Source organism: Paenibacillus sp. JNU01, from assembly GCF_059130585.1.
In genome coordinates this window covers 4,213,082-4,228,709 of record NZ_CP169723.1, presented here as the reverse complement: position 1 = coordinate 4,228,709, position 15,628 = coordinate 4,213,082, and the positions used below count along the sequence as shown (strand labels likewise).

Below are 15,628 nucleotides of genomic sequence, written 5' to 3'. Positions count from 1 at the left end.
CAAAGGCGTGACCGGGATATACCGGACCACGCCTTGTTTGGGTTTTAACTGTTTAACCTACAGACTTAGCTCTGTTGGTTTGAGCTGTGCCATTTGTTTGCAGAACTCCTCAGGTGTTATATCGCCGGCAAGCAGCTGGGCAATCAGGTTTTTGTGCGCTTCGGCAGACTCCGCTGGCAGAATGTTATCCCACCACGCGATGAATGAGGTCGCCGTTTTCATAATGTCTGCCGCAGACAGATCCAGGGAGGACAGACTGGACGTGTCGAGTGCATCTGTTTTCCAGCTTGGCAGACCGGCTCCGGCCAGGAAACCTTGCGTACCGAGCTCTTCGCTCAGATACATGAGGAATTCTACAGCTTCCTTCGGATATTTGGTATTCTGGTTGATGTAGAAACCATCGACAGCTCCGCCGAAGATTTCGGTATTTGTGCCTTTTCCATCCTCAAACACCGGGAACGGAATCACTTTCACTTTGCCTTTGACTGCGGAGGACGGATCCTCAATTCCTGCATTCACCCAGTTGGCCTGGAACATCATCGCCCCGTTGCCTGCATTGAATGCCCCAAGCATCTCGTCATAGCTCATGCTGAACATGCTGCTGTTGAAAGCTCCTGCTTGCGCAAGCTGCTGCATCTTAGTCGCGGCGGCAACAAAGTCGGGCGAATCCCACTTTGACGGATCTTTAAAGGCTTCCATCACCGCAGCATTGCCTGCTTGGCGCATCGCAATAATGTCGTACCAGTACATGCCCGGCCAGCGGTCTTTTTCCCCAATCACAGCCGGAGTAATTCCTGCCGCTTTCAGCTTCTCGATTGCATCCAGCAGTTCGTTATAGGTGGTGGGAATCTTGGCACCCGCCTGCTCGAACAATTCCGTGTTCACGTAAAGGTTGGCGATATGTGTGTACACGGGCAACGTGTAGATTTTGCCGTCCATATTGATTGCCTCAGCCATACCCGGGCCCATCCGTTCTTTAATATCGTCCGTCAGGTAACTTGAGATTTCCAGCACATTACCGGATTTGATGTACGGCTGCATGAAGCTGCCGCCTCCCATGCCATAGAACAGGTCCGGCGCTTCACCAGCTGCAATCGATGTTTTGACTTTGGTTTTGTACTGTTCTCCTGTCGTGCCCGTACGTTCAACCTGAATGTCTGGATGCTCGCTGTTCCATTTCTCCACAATCTCGGGCAGCAGCTTGGCCGAAGGATCGGTATTGCCGACCGATTGATCCCATAGCGTCAGCTTGATCTTGCCATTACTTTCCCCCTGTGCGCCGCCGGACGAGCCAGATGAACATGCCGCCAGACTACTTACAATGCCCAACGTCAGAATTAGACTTGCTGATTTTTTTAATAGCGCTTTCATATCTACAGACCTCCCTATGTGTTTTCGTTGGTTCTAGCCCATATTTTAGGCAAACTGTGCGTTGTTCTCCATTTAGAAAACAGGCATCGATTTGTAATTTTCGAACATATGTGGAATTACAACCGAAGCGGGTTTACACTCAGACCTTCGCCGCACTCCCCACACTCCCCAACACGCCCGACTACATTCTCATTTTTCAGGTTTTTACATTTCGATATTCATTCATGGATCGGCCGATATGTTTTTTGAACAAGACGCTGAAGTAGTGTGGGTCCGGGATGCCTACCAGCTCCCCAATCTCATATCCTTTCAGATCCGTCTGTTTCAGCAGCAGTTCAGCCTTCTTCATGCGGAGTTGGGTGAGATATTCCACAAATGTCTGCCCGGTTTCTTTTTTCATCAGCCGCCCCAGATGGCCCGAGCTTACGTAAAAAGCAGCCGCCGTGCTGGAAAGCCCCACTTCCGCATTGCCCATGTTCTCTTCAAGATAAGCCTTCACCCGGTCGATCAGGTTGCCTTCCTTGGCCTGTCGCTTGGCTTGTATGACATCCGATATGGTGCGGACATGCTGCTTCAGCATGCTTTTTAGTTCAGGCAGATGATTTGCTGTAAAAATGGCCGCAACGCCCTCTTTGTTCAATGCGTGCTCTACCTCAATCTGCTGCTCTATGGCAGCACGTTGGCACTCTGTAACCACATCCAAGGCTGCCATCCGAAACTGTGAAACGTCCGAGAACGGCACAGACAGTATACGCTCCAGCAATAATACCGCTTCTTCTCCCGCCCCAACACTGACGTTAAATTGCAGTTGTTGGAGCAGCTGAGTATCCGAGTGGTAGGGCCTATTCCCGCTTTCAATGACCAGATCCTCGAAGCAAATGACCTGATTTTTCCCCACAAACGCCTGATAATCGAGTGCACGACAGGCTTCCCGGTATCCCACACAGGCCTTTTCCCATCTTGATTGCCATTGCCCAATCCCTACAGTCACATCCACTTCGCACCCTTCGAGCTTAAGTGTATGTTGAAGTTCTTCCTGAAGCTGCTGTACCTGATTGGCAAATTCCGTATCCGCACCAAGCGAGAGCACAACGATTCGGTTATGCGGGTCCATGACAATAATGGTTTGTGAATCCTGCGCATAAAAAGCCTGTACCTGCTTCATGCCTACCATTCGCAGCAGAATATGTATTTCCTCAGCGGGTTGTGGATGGGCTTCTGTCTGATGTCGGCTTATATGGGTTTGATCGTGTTGAGGCTCTTGTTGAACTTGGCTGAGTTGGTGCGGTTGACGGGCTTGATGAGCTTCATGAACTTGATGAGATGTCTCGGGCAGATGTCGATATACCTCTGGTGCATCTATCTTCGCTTGCGGTACAGCAACCTCAACCTCCATTACTGCGATGCGTAATCCCGGTTCACTAGACGAGATAGGAATGCCGAAGAATCGCGCCTTCTCGTGTAGTTCATCCTCAGGTACCACATGACTTAACCATTGATTCACAAACCTCTCCCTGAGATAAGGCAAGCTCTGCTTCATTTCCTCCCGCAGCTTTATCAGCTCCCACTCACGTCCGATCTCCTGCTCAATCGTCGCTCGCAGCTTCGTCGTAACCTGTAATAACTCCGAAGCACGAATGGGTTTCAAAATAAAATCGAATATGCCCAGCTTCACACTCTGACGAGCATACTCAAATTCATCATGTCCCGTCACAACCACGATTTTCAGGCTCGGGTAACGCTCCATGAGGATACGGCTCAGTTCAATGCCGTCCATCTTTGGCATGTATATGTCCGTGAATACGATGTCTGGACGCAACAGCTCCACCTGATCCAAAGCCTCCGCGGCATCGGAGGCCTCGCCAACGATGACCATGCCTTGCTGCTCCCAATCGATACGCATACGCAGCAGATTTCGGATGAGATATTCGTCGTCCACAATCAATACCTTGAATGGTTTCATAGTTAATTCCACGATTCATCGGCTCCCTTCGGGATCGTTATCATAATGGTGGTTCCTTTTCCAACCTCGCTCTCCAGCTTGAGTCCATCCTCTCTTTCGTAGAAAATACGAAGTCGCTCCATCGTGCCCCATAAGCCAAAGCTTGGATTTTGTTTAGAGTTATAGGTAGGATTAGAAGGATTAGATGAACTAGAGGAGATAGATGAGTTCGTTGAGCTAATTGAGTTCTGTGAGTTAATTGAGTTCGTTGAGTTCGTTGAGTTCGTTGAGTCAAAACGGTTAGAACGATTGATTTCTTTGCGTTGAACCTGCTGTATCTCTTCCTCGGACATGCCGACTCCGTCGTCAGTGATCGTTAGAATTACCCCTTCCTTGGATCGATGTGCTTGAATGCGTATCGTGCCTGGGCCGCCTTTGGGACGAATGCCATGATATAGCGAATTTTCTACCAAAGGTTGAAGCACGAGCTTGGGAATCATCACCCGCTCACAGTCTGAATCGATATCGTACTGCACCTCAAATACACCGGGGTAGCGTACCTGCTGGATCGTCAGATAATTGCGTACAATCTCAACCTCCTCGTGCAGTGTAATCAGTTCACGGCCTTTGCTGACACTCAGTCGATAGTAACTTCCGAGCGCTTCTAACAGCTCACATACCTTATCGTTCATGCCCGACATGGCCAGGGAGGTGATGGAATCCAGTGTGTTATATAAAAAATGCGGCTTGATCTGCGCCTGAAGTGTATTCAGCTCTGCACGGCGGATCGTCTGCTGCTCCTGAATGATTCGTTTCAGCATCTGGTCAATCTGCTCAATCATCTGGTTGTATCCTCCATATAGCTGTTCGAACTCGTAGCTGTTCAGCTCAACCGTCACTTTACGGAAGTTGCCACTGGGCGCTTTCTGCATGGCACGGAGCAGCTTGTGAATCGGCTTGATGACACTGCGCGAGATGATGAATGAACTTACAAAAAAGACAGTTCCATTCACCGCCAGTAGGATCAATGCGAGCAGCACCATGGATTTATTACGGGTATCGGTAGCCCGGTATGGACTCATGCTGATGAATTTCCATTGATCATCACCAGCCGAACGATAGGTCACCGCATATTCCTGACCACCCGATTGCAAGGTGATGAAGCCGGAGGGCTGCTCTTGAAATGTTTGTTTTAACTTGGCCTGATTGGCCTCTAACATCTCGTGCATGCCTTCCTGTCCAGAAGCCGCAGACATGAATGCGTCGGATACCGCAGGCACGCCCTTCTTCCCATCGGTTGCGTTGGTTGCGATCACCCGCTGATGCTCATCCAGAATGGCCACCTGAAATGAATCCGGTGCAGACAGGTTGGCGTAGGCTTGCGCGATGGATGCCCCCTTGATGTTCATGACCAGAAAGCCAAGTGGAGACGTATCATCCAAATCGCGAATGAGGCGAATAAATGAGACTACCTCTTGCCCATTATTCTCCCCCGTCGCCGAGACTCCGCTATCGTTGTTGCCACCATTCAGCCTGAGAAGATATCGTCCGTTGTGCTTCAAAGCCTGTTCGTACCACGGCGCTTCCTTCACATTCGCTTCCATAAACGTGGGCCACTCCTGTGTACCGACAGAGAATCGGTGACCCGAATTATCATAAATATAGACTGAATCAATAATTGGAACCGCTTGCATGAGATTGGTCAAATACGCGCTGACCTTGGACTGTGTCTGTAAATTGGAGTACACATTGCCCTGCCGCAGCAGGTTCTGCAAGTTGGGATCAGAGAAAATCATCTTCGAATAATTGTTCACGTTCCCGATCATCAGATTAACATTGGTCTCAATGGATGTGATTGTCTGCAGTGATGCTTCATTAATCTTTCGCTGTGCGTCATTTTCCGAGATTCGATTCAACACCAACGCACTGAACGCCACCGTTAGCAGAATAATGACAAAGTAGGCAAACGGGATTTTAAAAGCCAACGTCTTGGGCATGCGTTGAATGAACTCTTTGAAACGGGGAGTCCACTTCTTCTTCATTGCACTGGGGTTTGCTCTTGTGTTTGCTCTTGTGTTTGCTTTCGTATTTTCGTTTGCTTCTGCATTGGTCTCGACATCTGATGCTGTTGCTGTTACTTTCGCTTCAATTGTTGCATCACCTTCTGTTGTTGCTCCTGCATCTGTTGTTGCATCCTTTGCTCTGTTTTTCACTCTGACCCTCCTTTGGTTCCGAAGTGTGATGGGTTTAACGGTTTGGATCGGATGACCGGTTGTGTTATCCACCACTCTCTTGGATTGTATACAATTGTATATTATAGGACGGTGTATGGAGGAGGCTCAATTCTTTTTATCGCTTGGGGATGGTATGACTGCGTGAAGTAGAATGAGGATTAGGGGAGCAGATGGTTGTGAATACTTCGGGCATGGGGGGCCCTGACTTGAAACCCAAGGAGCACTGCTTTATAAACCTTTGGAGGTACAGATAATAAGTTGTGGTTTGTGCTGGATGGAGAGTGATGCGGGGGACGCGGAAGATCTGAATATTAAGAGACGCTGATGAATATCTACCTTGAAATGTGCATACTTTTGAGCAGAATTACGATATGTACGAGCATGCACAAATCTTACTATGGGGCGTGTGTTGATCGAGTGGTTAAGTTTGGGGAGTCCAATCATCATTTTCTCGTATAAATTTTAGGAGGCAAAACGCCCTCGGGCAGGACAAGTACAGAGTTCGTTATGGTAAACAACCACAGCGAATCGTGATCAAAGCGAGAATTCGGTAACGCCTTTTTTGGAGGCATATTTCAGCGTGTAGCTTCCTTCTGTGCCATATGGCGTCGTAGCGATTTGGATGCGGGTGTAATCCAGGCGGCTCTCCCTCAGCACTTTTTTAATTAGCGCTATGCTCCGATCTTCATCCGTTACCACACAGAAAATGTTCATTACATATTCCTTCGGATCAGCCACACGGCTACCCATATCACATCCATCCACCCCTCCCAACTCCGCCTGGGTCAGAACAGTTTCCAGATATTCCATTACCTTTTCCTTCAACCAATGATCTCGTTTGCTGCCCTGCGCGCTCTTCAGCGGATATTGCACCACAAGCCAGTATTTTTCAATCATTTAACTTCACCAACCAATCTTTATAGGATAGGCATTACGTTATGTGCGGACACTTGAACAATAAGAAATGCACATGTTAGCCTTACATTCCTCCAGTTCAAAATGAGCTAGATAATGGACCTTACTGCTTTTTGGAATTGTACTGCCCTCCCGTTTGCAGGGTGGGGAACATGGTGATGTTTAATGAGATGTGAGCTTAACGTGTCTGCTGACTTTCTGCCAATCGCCACGATCTGGGCATCAGGATTCAGTTGCATTAGCTGTCTGGCAAATAACACACCATCCTCCAACTCTACCAAAGTCGGCGTACGATTCGTCATCTTGTTTTCAGAAGATTGATAAGGATGAAAGGGATAGATGTTCCAAAATATAAAGTCCGTTGGTTTCCACCTTGAACTGGATAACACTTCGCCCCATATAATGGATGCTGTCGGTTCTGCGAATCCATACATTGCCTGACTCCGATTAGGTTTGGCAATATTGGGCAGGCTTGTTCTGACACCCGGCTTGCCTGCAAAAATCATCTGGTGATCCACCAGCGAGTGATTCCCGGTAACCATTCGCTCAGACGTCAAGGGTACGCCGGAGAACCTAGCCCCTTGATATCCCACCGCTTCCGCAATAAAAATGTACCGAGCCTTGCACATTCTTGGTTCAAAATACCTGACCAAATGTTCCGACCGAATCTTTACCGCTTCTGGGCCGATATCATAGCCCTTCACATAATCTCTCCAAGGATTAATCACATTTACGGGCGAGACATATGCTTGTATCCCTGCAACAAACTCACGGATCTGTTGCTGCGTTTGGCTCATTCTATTTGCCTCCTTTGGGAGATTACAGAGTATATCGGGCCTGCATCAGCTTATTTTACAAAGATTATATCATAAACAGAAAAAACACCAACCAGACCGCTGGTTGATGGTGGATAGAAACTGTAACTGTAGAAAACTATTGCGGTATAACTTCTTCCCACTGACCATTGGTGGTTTCTTTGTAGGTAAGAGGGTTTCCATTATACTTTCCCTCAATAAAGTTAGAACCGGCTTCTTTCCATTCCTTAGTAACAGTTAGAACAACTTTAGAATTTTGTGAATTTATTAAAACGTATTTCCCTCTTGATAAATTAATCTCAAAGGCTACTGGATAAAAATCGTACCAGAATAGTTTGTCTGACTTCTCTCCCAGTATACCCGCATCACCACCTTTAGAGAAATGAGGACTGATGACTCGAAATCTAAACTCCAACCATTTTCTGGGATCTAGAGGAAATTCATAATGACTATCGGGCTCCACTATAATATATGACTTTTCAGGAACTGGGTGTTGAACTTGAATTTTGTGCTCAATTATTTCTTTTGATATTATTCGAAAAACTAAATATACCAATATGAATAGTATCGAAGTAATTACAGGTAATCTAGGCTTGTTCCTCAAAAAAACACTTAATCCAAGACCAATAATTAACGGGAACCATATCCAAGGATCTCCCAATGTAATGGCTCCCATAATATATGATTTATCGCTAAGGGGATAGAATGCTGGTAAATCATGTCCCATATAGTCTAAAAATAAGTGCCCAAACAAGACAGACAAAATAGAGGATCCCCAGATTAATTTGAAACTTGTCTTTTTATAGAACAGTTTTGTCAAATATGCTATTCCAAAAGCTAAAAGGGGTGTAAACAATATAGAATGCGACCAAGGAGCTACACTTCTATCCCCAAAAATATCAGGAATTATTCCACACAGTGCACCCGAACATAGACATATCATAAGATTTTTCCATGTATCCCTTGGCAAAAAGCAGTATGCAATTACCGCCCCTAGAAGAGCATGTGATAGAACATGAAAAAACAAATATAAGTATGGATCCAAAATAACTACTCCTTTACTCTGTTAGCATCAAAAAATATGATATTTAATGTTAAAAATTTGTTTTTCATATAAAAGACCCTGAGAGTCGGACCTCTTCCAAAGGTCTGCGGGGAGTAGTCTCCGTTTGGATGTATCCACTCTACTCTCTTAGATCTAAATTCGCGTACCAAGTCAGCATAGTCTCCACACAAGTGGGATCCACAAGCTATTAAAATCCCCATAACAATGGATGATCCGTATGTATTTTCTATTATCATAATTTGCTCTAGCTAAAGCAGGCTATAGATACCTATATACGTTTCAGAGCCTAAATGTACCTGATATACTTTCCGGGAGTTACTCCCGACCTACATATACCTCAATTTCCTCTATTTATATAATTTAGGTTATTATATCATAAACTAAAAAACCACCAACCAGATTACTGGTTGATGGTTTCTTGACTCTAATGGAGGCGAGGGGAGTCGAACCCCTGTCCGAAGATAACGACACATAAGCTTCTACGGGTGTAGTCACAGTTTTGATGTCACCCGAGTATCGCCCCGTAACCGGCTATACGTTGGGTCAGCCTGATTGTCTTCTTCAGCACACCCCAGGCGGAGATGTGACAGCGTATCCCACTACTTGTTAGCCCCTAATCCTGTCACATGGGCGATGCAGGTTAGAAGCACGCACACAGTTTCTTAGGCTGCGAAAGCGTAGTTTGTTTGTTGTTTGCCGTTTAATAGGCTTTAGCGTTGATGAAGCGGACGCGTCCCCACTACCCGCTACCCATGCTCGAACTATCCCCGTCGAATCCATAAACGCCCCCTCATATAAGAAGGGCTCCAGGATTAATCCGTGAATACGGAGCAAAGGTGCTGCACATCTTTTTCCTCCAAGGTAAAAAGATGCTTCTTTCAAACTCGGCATTCCTGTCTGCTACATGAGTAATCATAACATAGAGCAGCAAGCCGATATAGTATAGATTGTTGGAAAACGTTCCAACAGGCTGAGCAAGTGTACAAAGTTATCCAATACAACAGGCTCAATCGTCTACATATTATACCGCGTCACCATTCGGAAGTAAAGTTTACCCAGATCGGATCACGAACATCGGTACCTAAGTATTTTACCCACAAATCAGGCAAACTACGCAAGAGCGAGTAATTTTGATTCATCACTACGCCATATTCCATGCTCCTACTTACTTCTTCTACACATATCACAAAAATTCAGTTCACAGCACACTTCAACAACCTCATCTAATTACTTTCGCTAGTACAAATAAAAAAGCCTCAACCTTGCCCATTGCAGGACAACCTTGAGACTCCTTAACTCGAACATCAACCTTCCTAACTCCATCACGAAAACCTAACTTATGCACCTAAAGTAAAACTTTCACACCCAGCGCTCCACTTAACGTGCAACCTTCTGCTTCTCGCGCATTGCGCGTTGAATATCACGTTGTGCATCCCGCTTGGCTGCAGTCTCACGCTTATCAAACTGCTTCTTACCTTTACCCAGTCCAAGCAACAGCTTAGCGTAACCGTTGCGGATATAGATCTTCAGTGGCACAATGCTGTACCCATCCTGTTTCGACAGCCCGAGCAACTTGTGAATCTGTACTTTATGCATCAGCAACTTGCGCGTACGTGTCGGATCGAGCGGATTATTTCGGTTCCCTTGTTCAAAAGGACTAATATGCATATTATGAATATGAATCTCACCGTTCCGAATCGTGGCAAATGCATCACCAATATTCGCACGGCCGTTACGAAGAGATTTGATCTCCGTTCCGGTAAGCACCATGCCCGCTTCATACGTATCTTCAATGAAGTAGTCATGGGAAGCCTTTTTATTCTGTGCGAGCACTTTACTCTGTCCATCATTCTTGCCCATGTCCTCACTCCTTCTCCGTAAAATAAGTCGGTACCATGCTCTGTAGCAGCGCACCCATTGTTGCACCAAGGTACCACGTGCCAGACCTTAATTGTAGCAAGTACGGCTGTTAAAATCAAGAAAGAGGCGACCTCTGCCGCCCCTCCTCATTACACCACTTCCAGACAGTGCGAAACAACACACCGCAGAAAGTGACTATCTCTCCAACGCTTAACCTAGAGGAACGAATGGTTATCCATATCTTCAGGTAACGTTAGCTTTATTTTTTCTTTTTCCGCACAAAAGCTGCCGTGCCGTTACCAGCTGCGCCTTTGCTCTTCTTCCGCTTGCGACGTGGTGCTCCGCCTTCCTGAGCACCCCCAGGAGTTGCGTTTTCTCCGATAAATACGCCGCTCGGCGAAGTGTTTTTACGTCCACTTCCGCCTTTGCCACCTTTACCGCCGCCCTTGCCGGACTTAAAGCTTCCTTCACCGCGACCGTTGCCGCTGTTCAGTCCACTTCCTTGTCCACCAGTTGAATTACTATCCGAACCACCCGATGTAGAGCTATAACCGCCTTTACCTGAGCCAAAACCAAAGCTCACCGCGCCTTTACCCCGACCAGTCGATCCGCCAGCATCACCAGCACGACGCTCACCTTTCGGTTTGCCGCCGCCTTTACCTCCGTATCCACCGGATGAGCCTGCTCCCGCACCTGCACTCGCTGCTCCGCCGCGACCGCCACGTCCACCTTTGCTGCTCTCTTCCGGTGATCTGCCACCACGGTTGCCTCCAGCACTGGCTGAGCTGCCTTTGCCGCCACGCGATCCGCTGAATCCACCCGGTCCACCCTTGGCACCGCCGCGTCCGCCTCCGCTACCTGGACGTCCACCTTTGCCGCCACGTCCGCCACCGAAGCCGCCAGGACGTTCAGCGCGAGGTTTCATATCCACCATTTCAAAATCAATCGTATACTCTTCCATGCTGACACGTGCCACACGGATCTTCACTTCATCCCCGATACGGAAGACTTTTGAAGTCCGTTCACCAATCAGAGCCATATGCTGATCGTCAAAATGGTAATAGTCGTCCGTAAGCGCACTCAGACGAATCAGACCTTCAACCGTGTTCTCCAGTTCAATGAACATACCGAAGCTGGTCACACTGCTGATCATGCCTTCGAACTCTTCGCCTACTTTATCGAGCATGTACTCGGCTTTTTTCATTTTCTCCGTATCCCGCTCAGCTTCTACCGCCACACGTTCACGTTCAGAAGACTGCTGGGCAATATCGGCCATACGTGCTGCCAAATACTCCTGACGGTTCTCCGGCAAAGCCCCATTATTTTCAATGACTTCGCGAATCACCCGGTGAATGACGAGATCGGGATAACGACGAATTGGAGACGTAAAGTGACTATAGAATTCTGCCGCGAGGCCAAAGTGACCTGACATTTCAGAATCATACTTCGCCTGTTTCATGGAACGAAGCATCATCGTACTGATCACGGTTTGTTCTTTGGTTTCCTTGATATCCTCAAGCAACGATTGAAGGGCCCGTGGATGAATTGCATTGCCACGCCCTTTGACCTGGTGTCCGAAATTCGCCGCAAAGGCGAGGAAATTTTGCAGTTTTTCCTGATCTGGATCTTCATGCACACGATAGATAAACGGCACCTTCAACCAGTGGAAATGCTCTGCCACTGTTTCGTTCGCTGCCAACATGAATTCCTCAATGATTTGCTCTGCAATCGAACGCTCCCGTTTCACGATATCGATCGGTTTGCATTCTGCATCCACAATAATTTTGGATTCTTCAAAATCAAAGTCAACCGCTCCACGACGCATACGCATCGCTCGCAGCTTCAAGGCAATTTCTTTCATCAGATGAAAATCATCTACCAGATCCTTATAACGCTCGAGCAATTCCGGCTCTTCACCTTCAAGGATTTTACGAACGTTGGAATACGTCATCCGCTCTTTGGTTTTGATTACACTCGTGAAAATGTCATGTTTCACAACTTTCATCTGATCGTTGAATTCCATCTCACAAGACAGGGTCAAGCGATCTACTTGCGGGTTCAAACTACAGATTCCGTTGGATAGGCGCTGAGGCAACATCGGAATAACCCGGTCCACCAGATATACACTGCATCCACGGTTGTAGGCTTCCTGATCCAGCTTGGAATTCTCCTGTACATAGTAGCCGACGTCGGCAATGTGAACTCCCAAACGGTAATTACCATTAGGCAGTTTCTCTACATTTACTGCATCGTCCAGATCCTTGGCATCTTCGCCATCAATCGTGACAATGTTCAGTCCACGCAGATCACGGCGACCTTGTTGAACGATTTCTTCATCGGTAATAGAGTCTGGTGCTTTTTCCGCCTCTTCTACCACTTCATCGGGGAAAGCTTCAGGCAGCTGATGCTTGCGAATAACGGACAAAATATCAATACCCGGCTCATCCTTATGACCGAGAATCTCGATCACTTCACCCTCGGCTGCCGCACGGCCCTCCGGATAGCTGACGATCTTTGCTACAACCTTCTGTCCGTCAACCGCCCCAGCAAAATTGGTACGCGGGATGAAAATATCGCGATTAATCCGTTTGTCATCCGGAATTACGAAGCCGTAAACCTCATGGCTTTGGAACACCCCTACAACTTGTGTCACCGCACGAGTAACAATACGGACGATCTCACCCTCCAGGCGACCGCCAGAAGGGCCTTGGGACGTGACTTTAACCAATACCGTGTCACCATTCATCGCACTCTTCATGTCATTGGCGTGAATGTACACATCCGGGTGCTCTCGATCCTCAGGAATAAGGAAAGCAAATCCTTTGGCATGAGCCTGTAGACGTCCGCGAACCAAATCCATGCGCTCTGGCATGCCATAACGATTGTTGCGGGTCAGCAGAACTTTTCCGGATTCCTCCAGCGTATTCAGCATAATCAAAAAGGCTTTGAAATCAGCTGCGTCTTCGATCTCGAAGTGCTGTTCCAACTCCTGATAAGTCATCGGTTTATAAGCGGTCTCCCGCATGAAGTCGAGCAATTGTTGTTCTGTTATCATTAATATATTCACCTCGGGAAACATAAAAGTGTAATCGGATCTCATCTGTTTATGTATCGGAATTCTTACCATTTTCATGCAATCACTGTCGGGAAGAGTATAGTCGCGCACCCATACTATCTCATACCCTAGTATACACGAATTCAATCCAGCCCATCCGTACCTCGTAAAAAAACCACAGTTGCCGGGCGCTCCTCTAAAATCACGCTTTCACGTATCTCTACAGACATTTTATGCGATACCCATGCTGTACGCATCTGCCAAAGGACTACATCCGAAAATTTTCTGTACACATGACATTCATTATAGGGAGTGCGTTCGCGCGTAACGAATAAGCGAGGGACATATCCATACATGATAGGGGTTGTGTTGCATGTTAAGGAAGGAAAACCGAACAGAAGTGAGAAGAAGACCGAAATCATGGAGTCTATAGATTAGATTATTGTTGGTAAAGTTTGGACGCGTAAAAATTTATTAAAAAACCCCCGTTTCTCCACGAAACGAAGGTTCATCAATTAAGCCATTAGCTTAAGCTATTCATTGCCCAGCAGTTCCAATTTTACTTGGAAAACACCGTAACAATAATAGACAAAATCATAAATCCTGCACCCAGTACCACCGTTGCACGTTGCAGGAAGAGATCCAATCCGCGCGCTTTCGTTTTACCGAAAAGATGTTCCGCACCACCGGAGATGGCACCCGCCAAACCAGCGCTTTTCCCGTGCTGCAGCAATACTACAGTGATTAGACCGATCGAGAAGACAACGAGCAGCAATTTCAAAGCAATATCCATTCTTTCCACCTCCTACCCATGTGGGCATAACATCTCACCATAAAAACAGTTACTTTAATTGTAACATAGCTATTGTTGTGATACAAGTAGTGCAGTTTATACAATACCCTAAATTTGACCATCTACATACTCCATACATTATACGATTAATCCGCATCAATAAAAAAGACAAGCCGGTTACCCGGCTTGCCCGTAAAAGCTGGATATCCAGCTTATTTTTTAAGGTTGTAGAATCCTTTAAGACCATTGTATTGAGCCAGTTCACCCAGTTGATCCTCAATGCGGAGCAATTGGTTGTACTTCGCGATACGGTCTGTACGGGAAGGAGCACCCGTTTTGATTTGACCAGCGTTTGTTGCAACAGCGATATCAGCGATTGTGCTGTCTTCGGACTCACCGGAACGGTGGGAGATTACAGCTGTGTATCCTGCACGTTTAGCCATTTCGATTGCATCGAATGTTTCAGTCAATGTACCGATTTGGTTAACTTTGATCAGGATGGAGTTACCGATACCTTCTTCAATACCTCTGCCAAGACGCTCAGTGTTCGTTACGAACAAGTCGTCACCAACGAGTTGTACTTTGTCTCCCAATTTCTCAGTGAGCAATTTCCAACCATCCCAGTCATCTTCAGACATACCGTCTTCGATTGTGATGATTGGGTATTTCTCAACCCATGAAGCCAAGAGGTCAACATACTCAGCGGAAGTGTAAGATTTACCTTCGCCAGCAAGAGTGTACTTACCATCTTTGTAGAACTCAGTGGAAGCTACGTCCATACCCAGGAATACGTCAACACCTGGTTTGTAACCCGCTTTTTCAATCGCTTCGATGATTGTAGTGATTGCTTCTTCGTTCGAACCAAGGTTCGGTGCGAAACCACCTTCGTCACCTACAGCTGTGTTCAAGCCTTTGGAGCTCAATACGGATTTCAGGTTGTGGAAGATTTCCGCACCTACGCGAAGAGCTTCTTTGAAGCTTGGTGCTCCAACTGGAAGAACCATGAACTCTTGAACGTCAATGTTGTTGTCTGCATGCTCACCACCGTTGATGATGTTCATCATTGGAACTGGCAATGCTTTAGCGTTGAATCCGCCCAGGTAAACGTACAATGGCAGGTCCAGAGCGTCAGCAGCTGCGCGAGCTACTGCCATGGATACAGCCAGGATTGCGTTAGCACCCAGTTTACCTTTGTTTGGCGTACCATCCAAAGTGATCATCAATTTGTCGATACCCAATTGATCCAATGCATCCATACCGATAACTTCTGGAGCGATTGTTTCGTTTACGTTTTTAACAGCTTGCAGAACGCCTTTACCGAGGTAACGGGATTTGTCGCCATCGCGAAGCTCAACTGCTTCGTGGGCACCAGTGGATGCACCGGATGGAACGATTGCGCGTCCGATTGCGCCGGACTCCAGGTATACTTCAACTTCTACTGTAGGGTTACCGCGGGAGTCGAGGACTTCGCGAGCGTACACGTCAGAAATAATAGTCATTTGTGATAATCTCCTTTAAATTTGAATTTATTGAAAATTAGGACTCCTTGTGTTTCCCCTTATCCACTTCGTCAGCAG

Annotated in this window: 10 protein-coding genes and 1 other RNA gene; all 11 read right to left on the bottom strand. The window is 46.9% G+C overall.

Annotation, left to right across the window (positions count from 1 at the left end; all coding sequences use genetic code 11):
- Nucleotides 1-57: 57 nt before the first annotated feature.
- The 11 genes from NLBNIHML_RS18395 to eno all read right to left on the bottom strand — a co-directional run bounded on the left by NLBNIHML_RS18395 (nt 58) and on the right by eno (nt 15,550).
- The gene (locus NLBNIHML_RS18395) at nt 58-1,371 is read right to left on the bottom strand and encodes an extracellular solute-binding protein (RefSeq protein ID WP_494352464.1); all 1,314 of its coding nucleotides are present in this window, start codon (nt 1,369-1,371) and stop codon (nt 58-60) included.
- 196 nt (nt 1,372-1,567) lie between these two features.
- Nucleotides 1,568-3,346 (bottom strand): response regulator, encoded by a 1,779-nt coding sequence (locus NLBNIHML_RS18390; RefSeq protein WP_494352463.1) that lies wholly within the window; start codon nt 3,344-3,346, stop codon nt 1,568-1,570.
- Complete coding sequence (locus tag NLBNIHML_RS18385; RefSeq protein ID WP_494352462.1) at nt 3,337-5,526, bottom strand: cache domain-containing sensor histidine kinase; 2,190 nt, start codon at nt 5,524-5,526, stop codon at nt 3,337-3,339. The genes NLBNIHML_RS18390 and NLBNIHML_RS18385 overlap by 10 nt, the downstream gene beginning before the upstream one ends.
- Nucleotides 5,527-6,081: 555 nt before the next feature.
- Nucleotides 6,082-6,444 (bottom strand): hypothetical protein, encoded by a 363-nt coding sequence (locus tag NLBNIHML_RS18380; protein ID WP_494352461.1) that lies wholly within the window; start codon nt 6,442-6,444, stop codon nt 6,082-6,084.
- 107 nt (nt 6,445-6,551) lie between these two features.
- Nucleotides 6,552-7,259, bottom strand: coding sequence for a uracil-DNA glycosylase (locus NLBNIHML_RS18375; RefSeq protein ID WP_494352460.1), 708 nt, complete (start codon nt 7,257-7,259; stop codon nt 6,552-6,554).
- Between the two features lie 136 nt (nt 7,260-7,395).
- A complete protein-coding gene (locus NLBNIHML_RS18370) occupies nt 7,396-8,322 on the bottom strand; it encodes a metal-dependent hydrolase (protein ID WP_494352459.1) in 927 nt (308 codons plus the stop codon).
- Nucleotides 8,323-8,768: 446 nt separating this feature from the next.
- Nucleotides 8,769-9,133: a transfer-messenger RNA gene (gene ssrA / locus NLBNIHML_RS18365) on the bottom strand.
- Nucleotides 9,134-9,720: 587 nt separating this feature from the next.
- The gene (smpB, locus tag NLBNIHML_RS18360) at nt 9,721-10,203 is read right to left on the bottom strand and encodes an SsrA-binding protein SmpB (RefSeq protein ID WP_062837738.1); all 483 of its coding nucleotides are present in this window, start codon (nt 10,201-10,203) and stop codon (nt 9,721-9,723) included.
- A gap of 259 nt (nt 10,204-10,462) precedes the next feature.
- Nucleotides 10,463-13,258: a ribonuclease R gene (gene rnr, locus NLBNIHML_RS18355; protein WP_494352458.1), complete on the bottom strand. Its 2,796-nt coding sequence runs from the start codon at nt 13,256-13,258 to the stop codon at nt 10,463-10,465.
- Nucleotides 13,259-13,817: 559 nt separating this feature from the next.
- Nucleotides 13,818-14,051 carry a preprotein translocase subunit SecG gene (gene secG, locus NLBNIHML_RS18350; RefSeq protein WP_339239022.1) on the bottom strand — a complete coding sequence of 78 codons (234 nt, stop codon included), beginning with the start codon at nt 14,049-14,051 and terminating at the stop codon, nt 13,818-13,820.
- Between the two features lie 212 nt (nt 14,052-14,263).
- The gene (gene eno, locus NLBNIHML_RS18345; protein WP_076291983.1) at nt 14,264-15,550 is read right to left on the bottom strand and encodes a phosphopyruvate hydratase; all 1,287 of its coding nucleotides are present in this window, start codon (nt 15,548-15,550) and stop codon (nt 14,264-14,266) included.
- Nucleotides 15,551-15,628: the final 78 nt, after the last annotated feature.

Coding starts and splice junctions, on each gene's coding strand:
- NLBNIHML_RS18395 (WP_494352464.1), bottom strand. CDS start 1,371: ATGAAAGCGCTATTAAAAAAATCAGCAAGTCTAATTCTGACGTTGGGC.
- smpB (WP_062837738.1), bottom strand. CDS start 10,203: ATGGGCAAGAATGATGGACAGAGTAAAGTGCTCGCACAGAATAAAAAG.
- NLBNIHML_RS18375 (WP_494352460.1), bottom strand. CDS start 7,259: ATGAGCCAAACGCAGCAACAGATCCGTGAGTTTGTTGCAGGGATACAA.
- secG (WP_339239022.1), bottom strand. CDS start 14,051: ATGGATATTGCTTTGAAATTGCTGCTCGTTGTCTTCTCGATCGGTCTA.
- eno (WP_076291983.1), bottom strand. CDS start 15,550: ATGACTATTATTTCTGACGTGTACGCTCGCGAAGTCCTCGACTCCCGC.
- NLBNIHML_RS18380 (WP_494352461.1), bottom strand. CDS start 6,444: ATGATTGAAAAATACTGGCTTGTGGTGCAATATCCGCTGAAGAGCGCG.
- rnr (WP_494352458.1), bottom strand. CDS start 13,258: ATGATAACAGAACAACAATTGCTCGACTTCATGCGGGAGACCGCTTAT.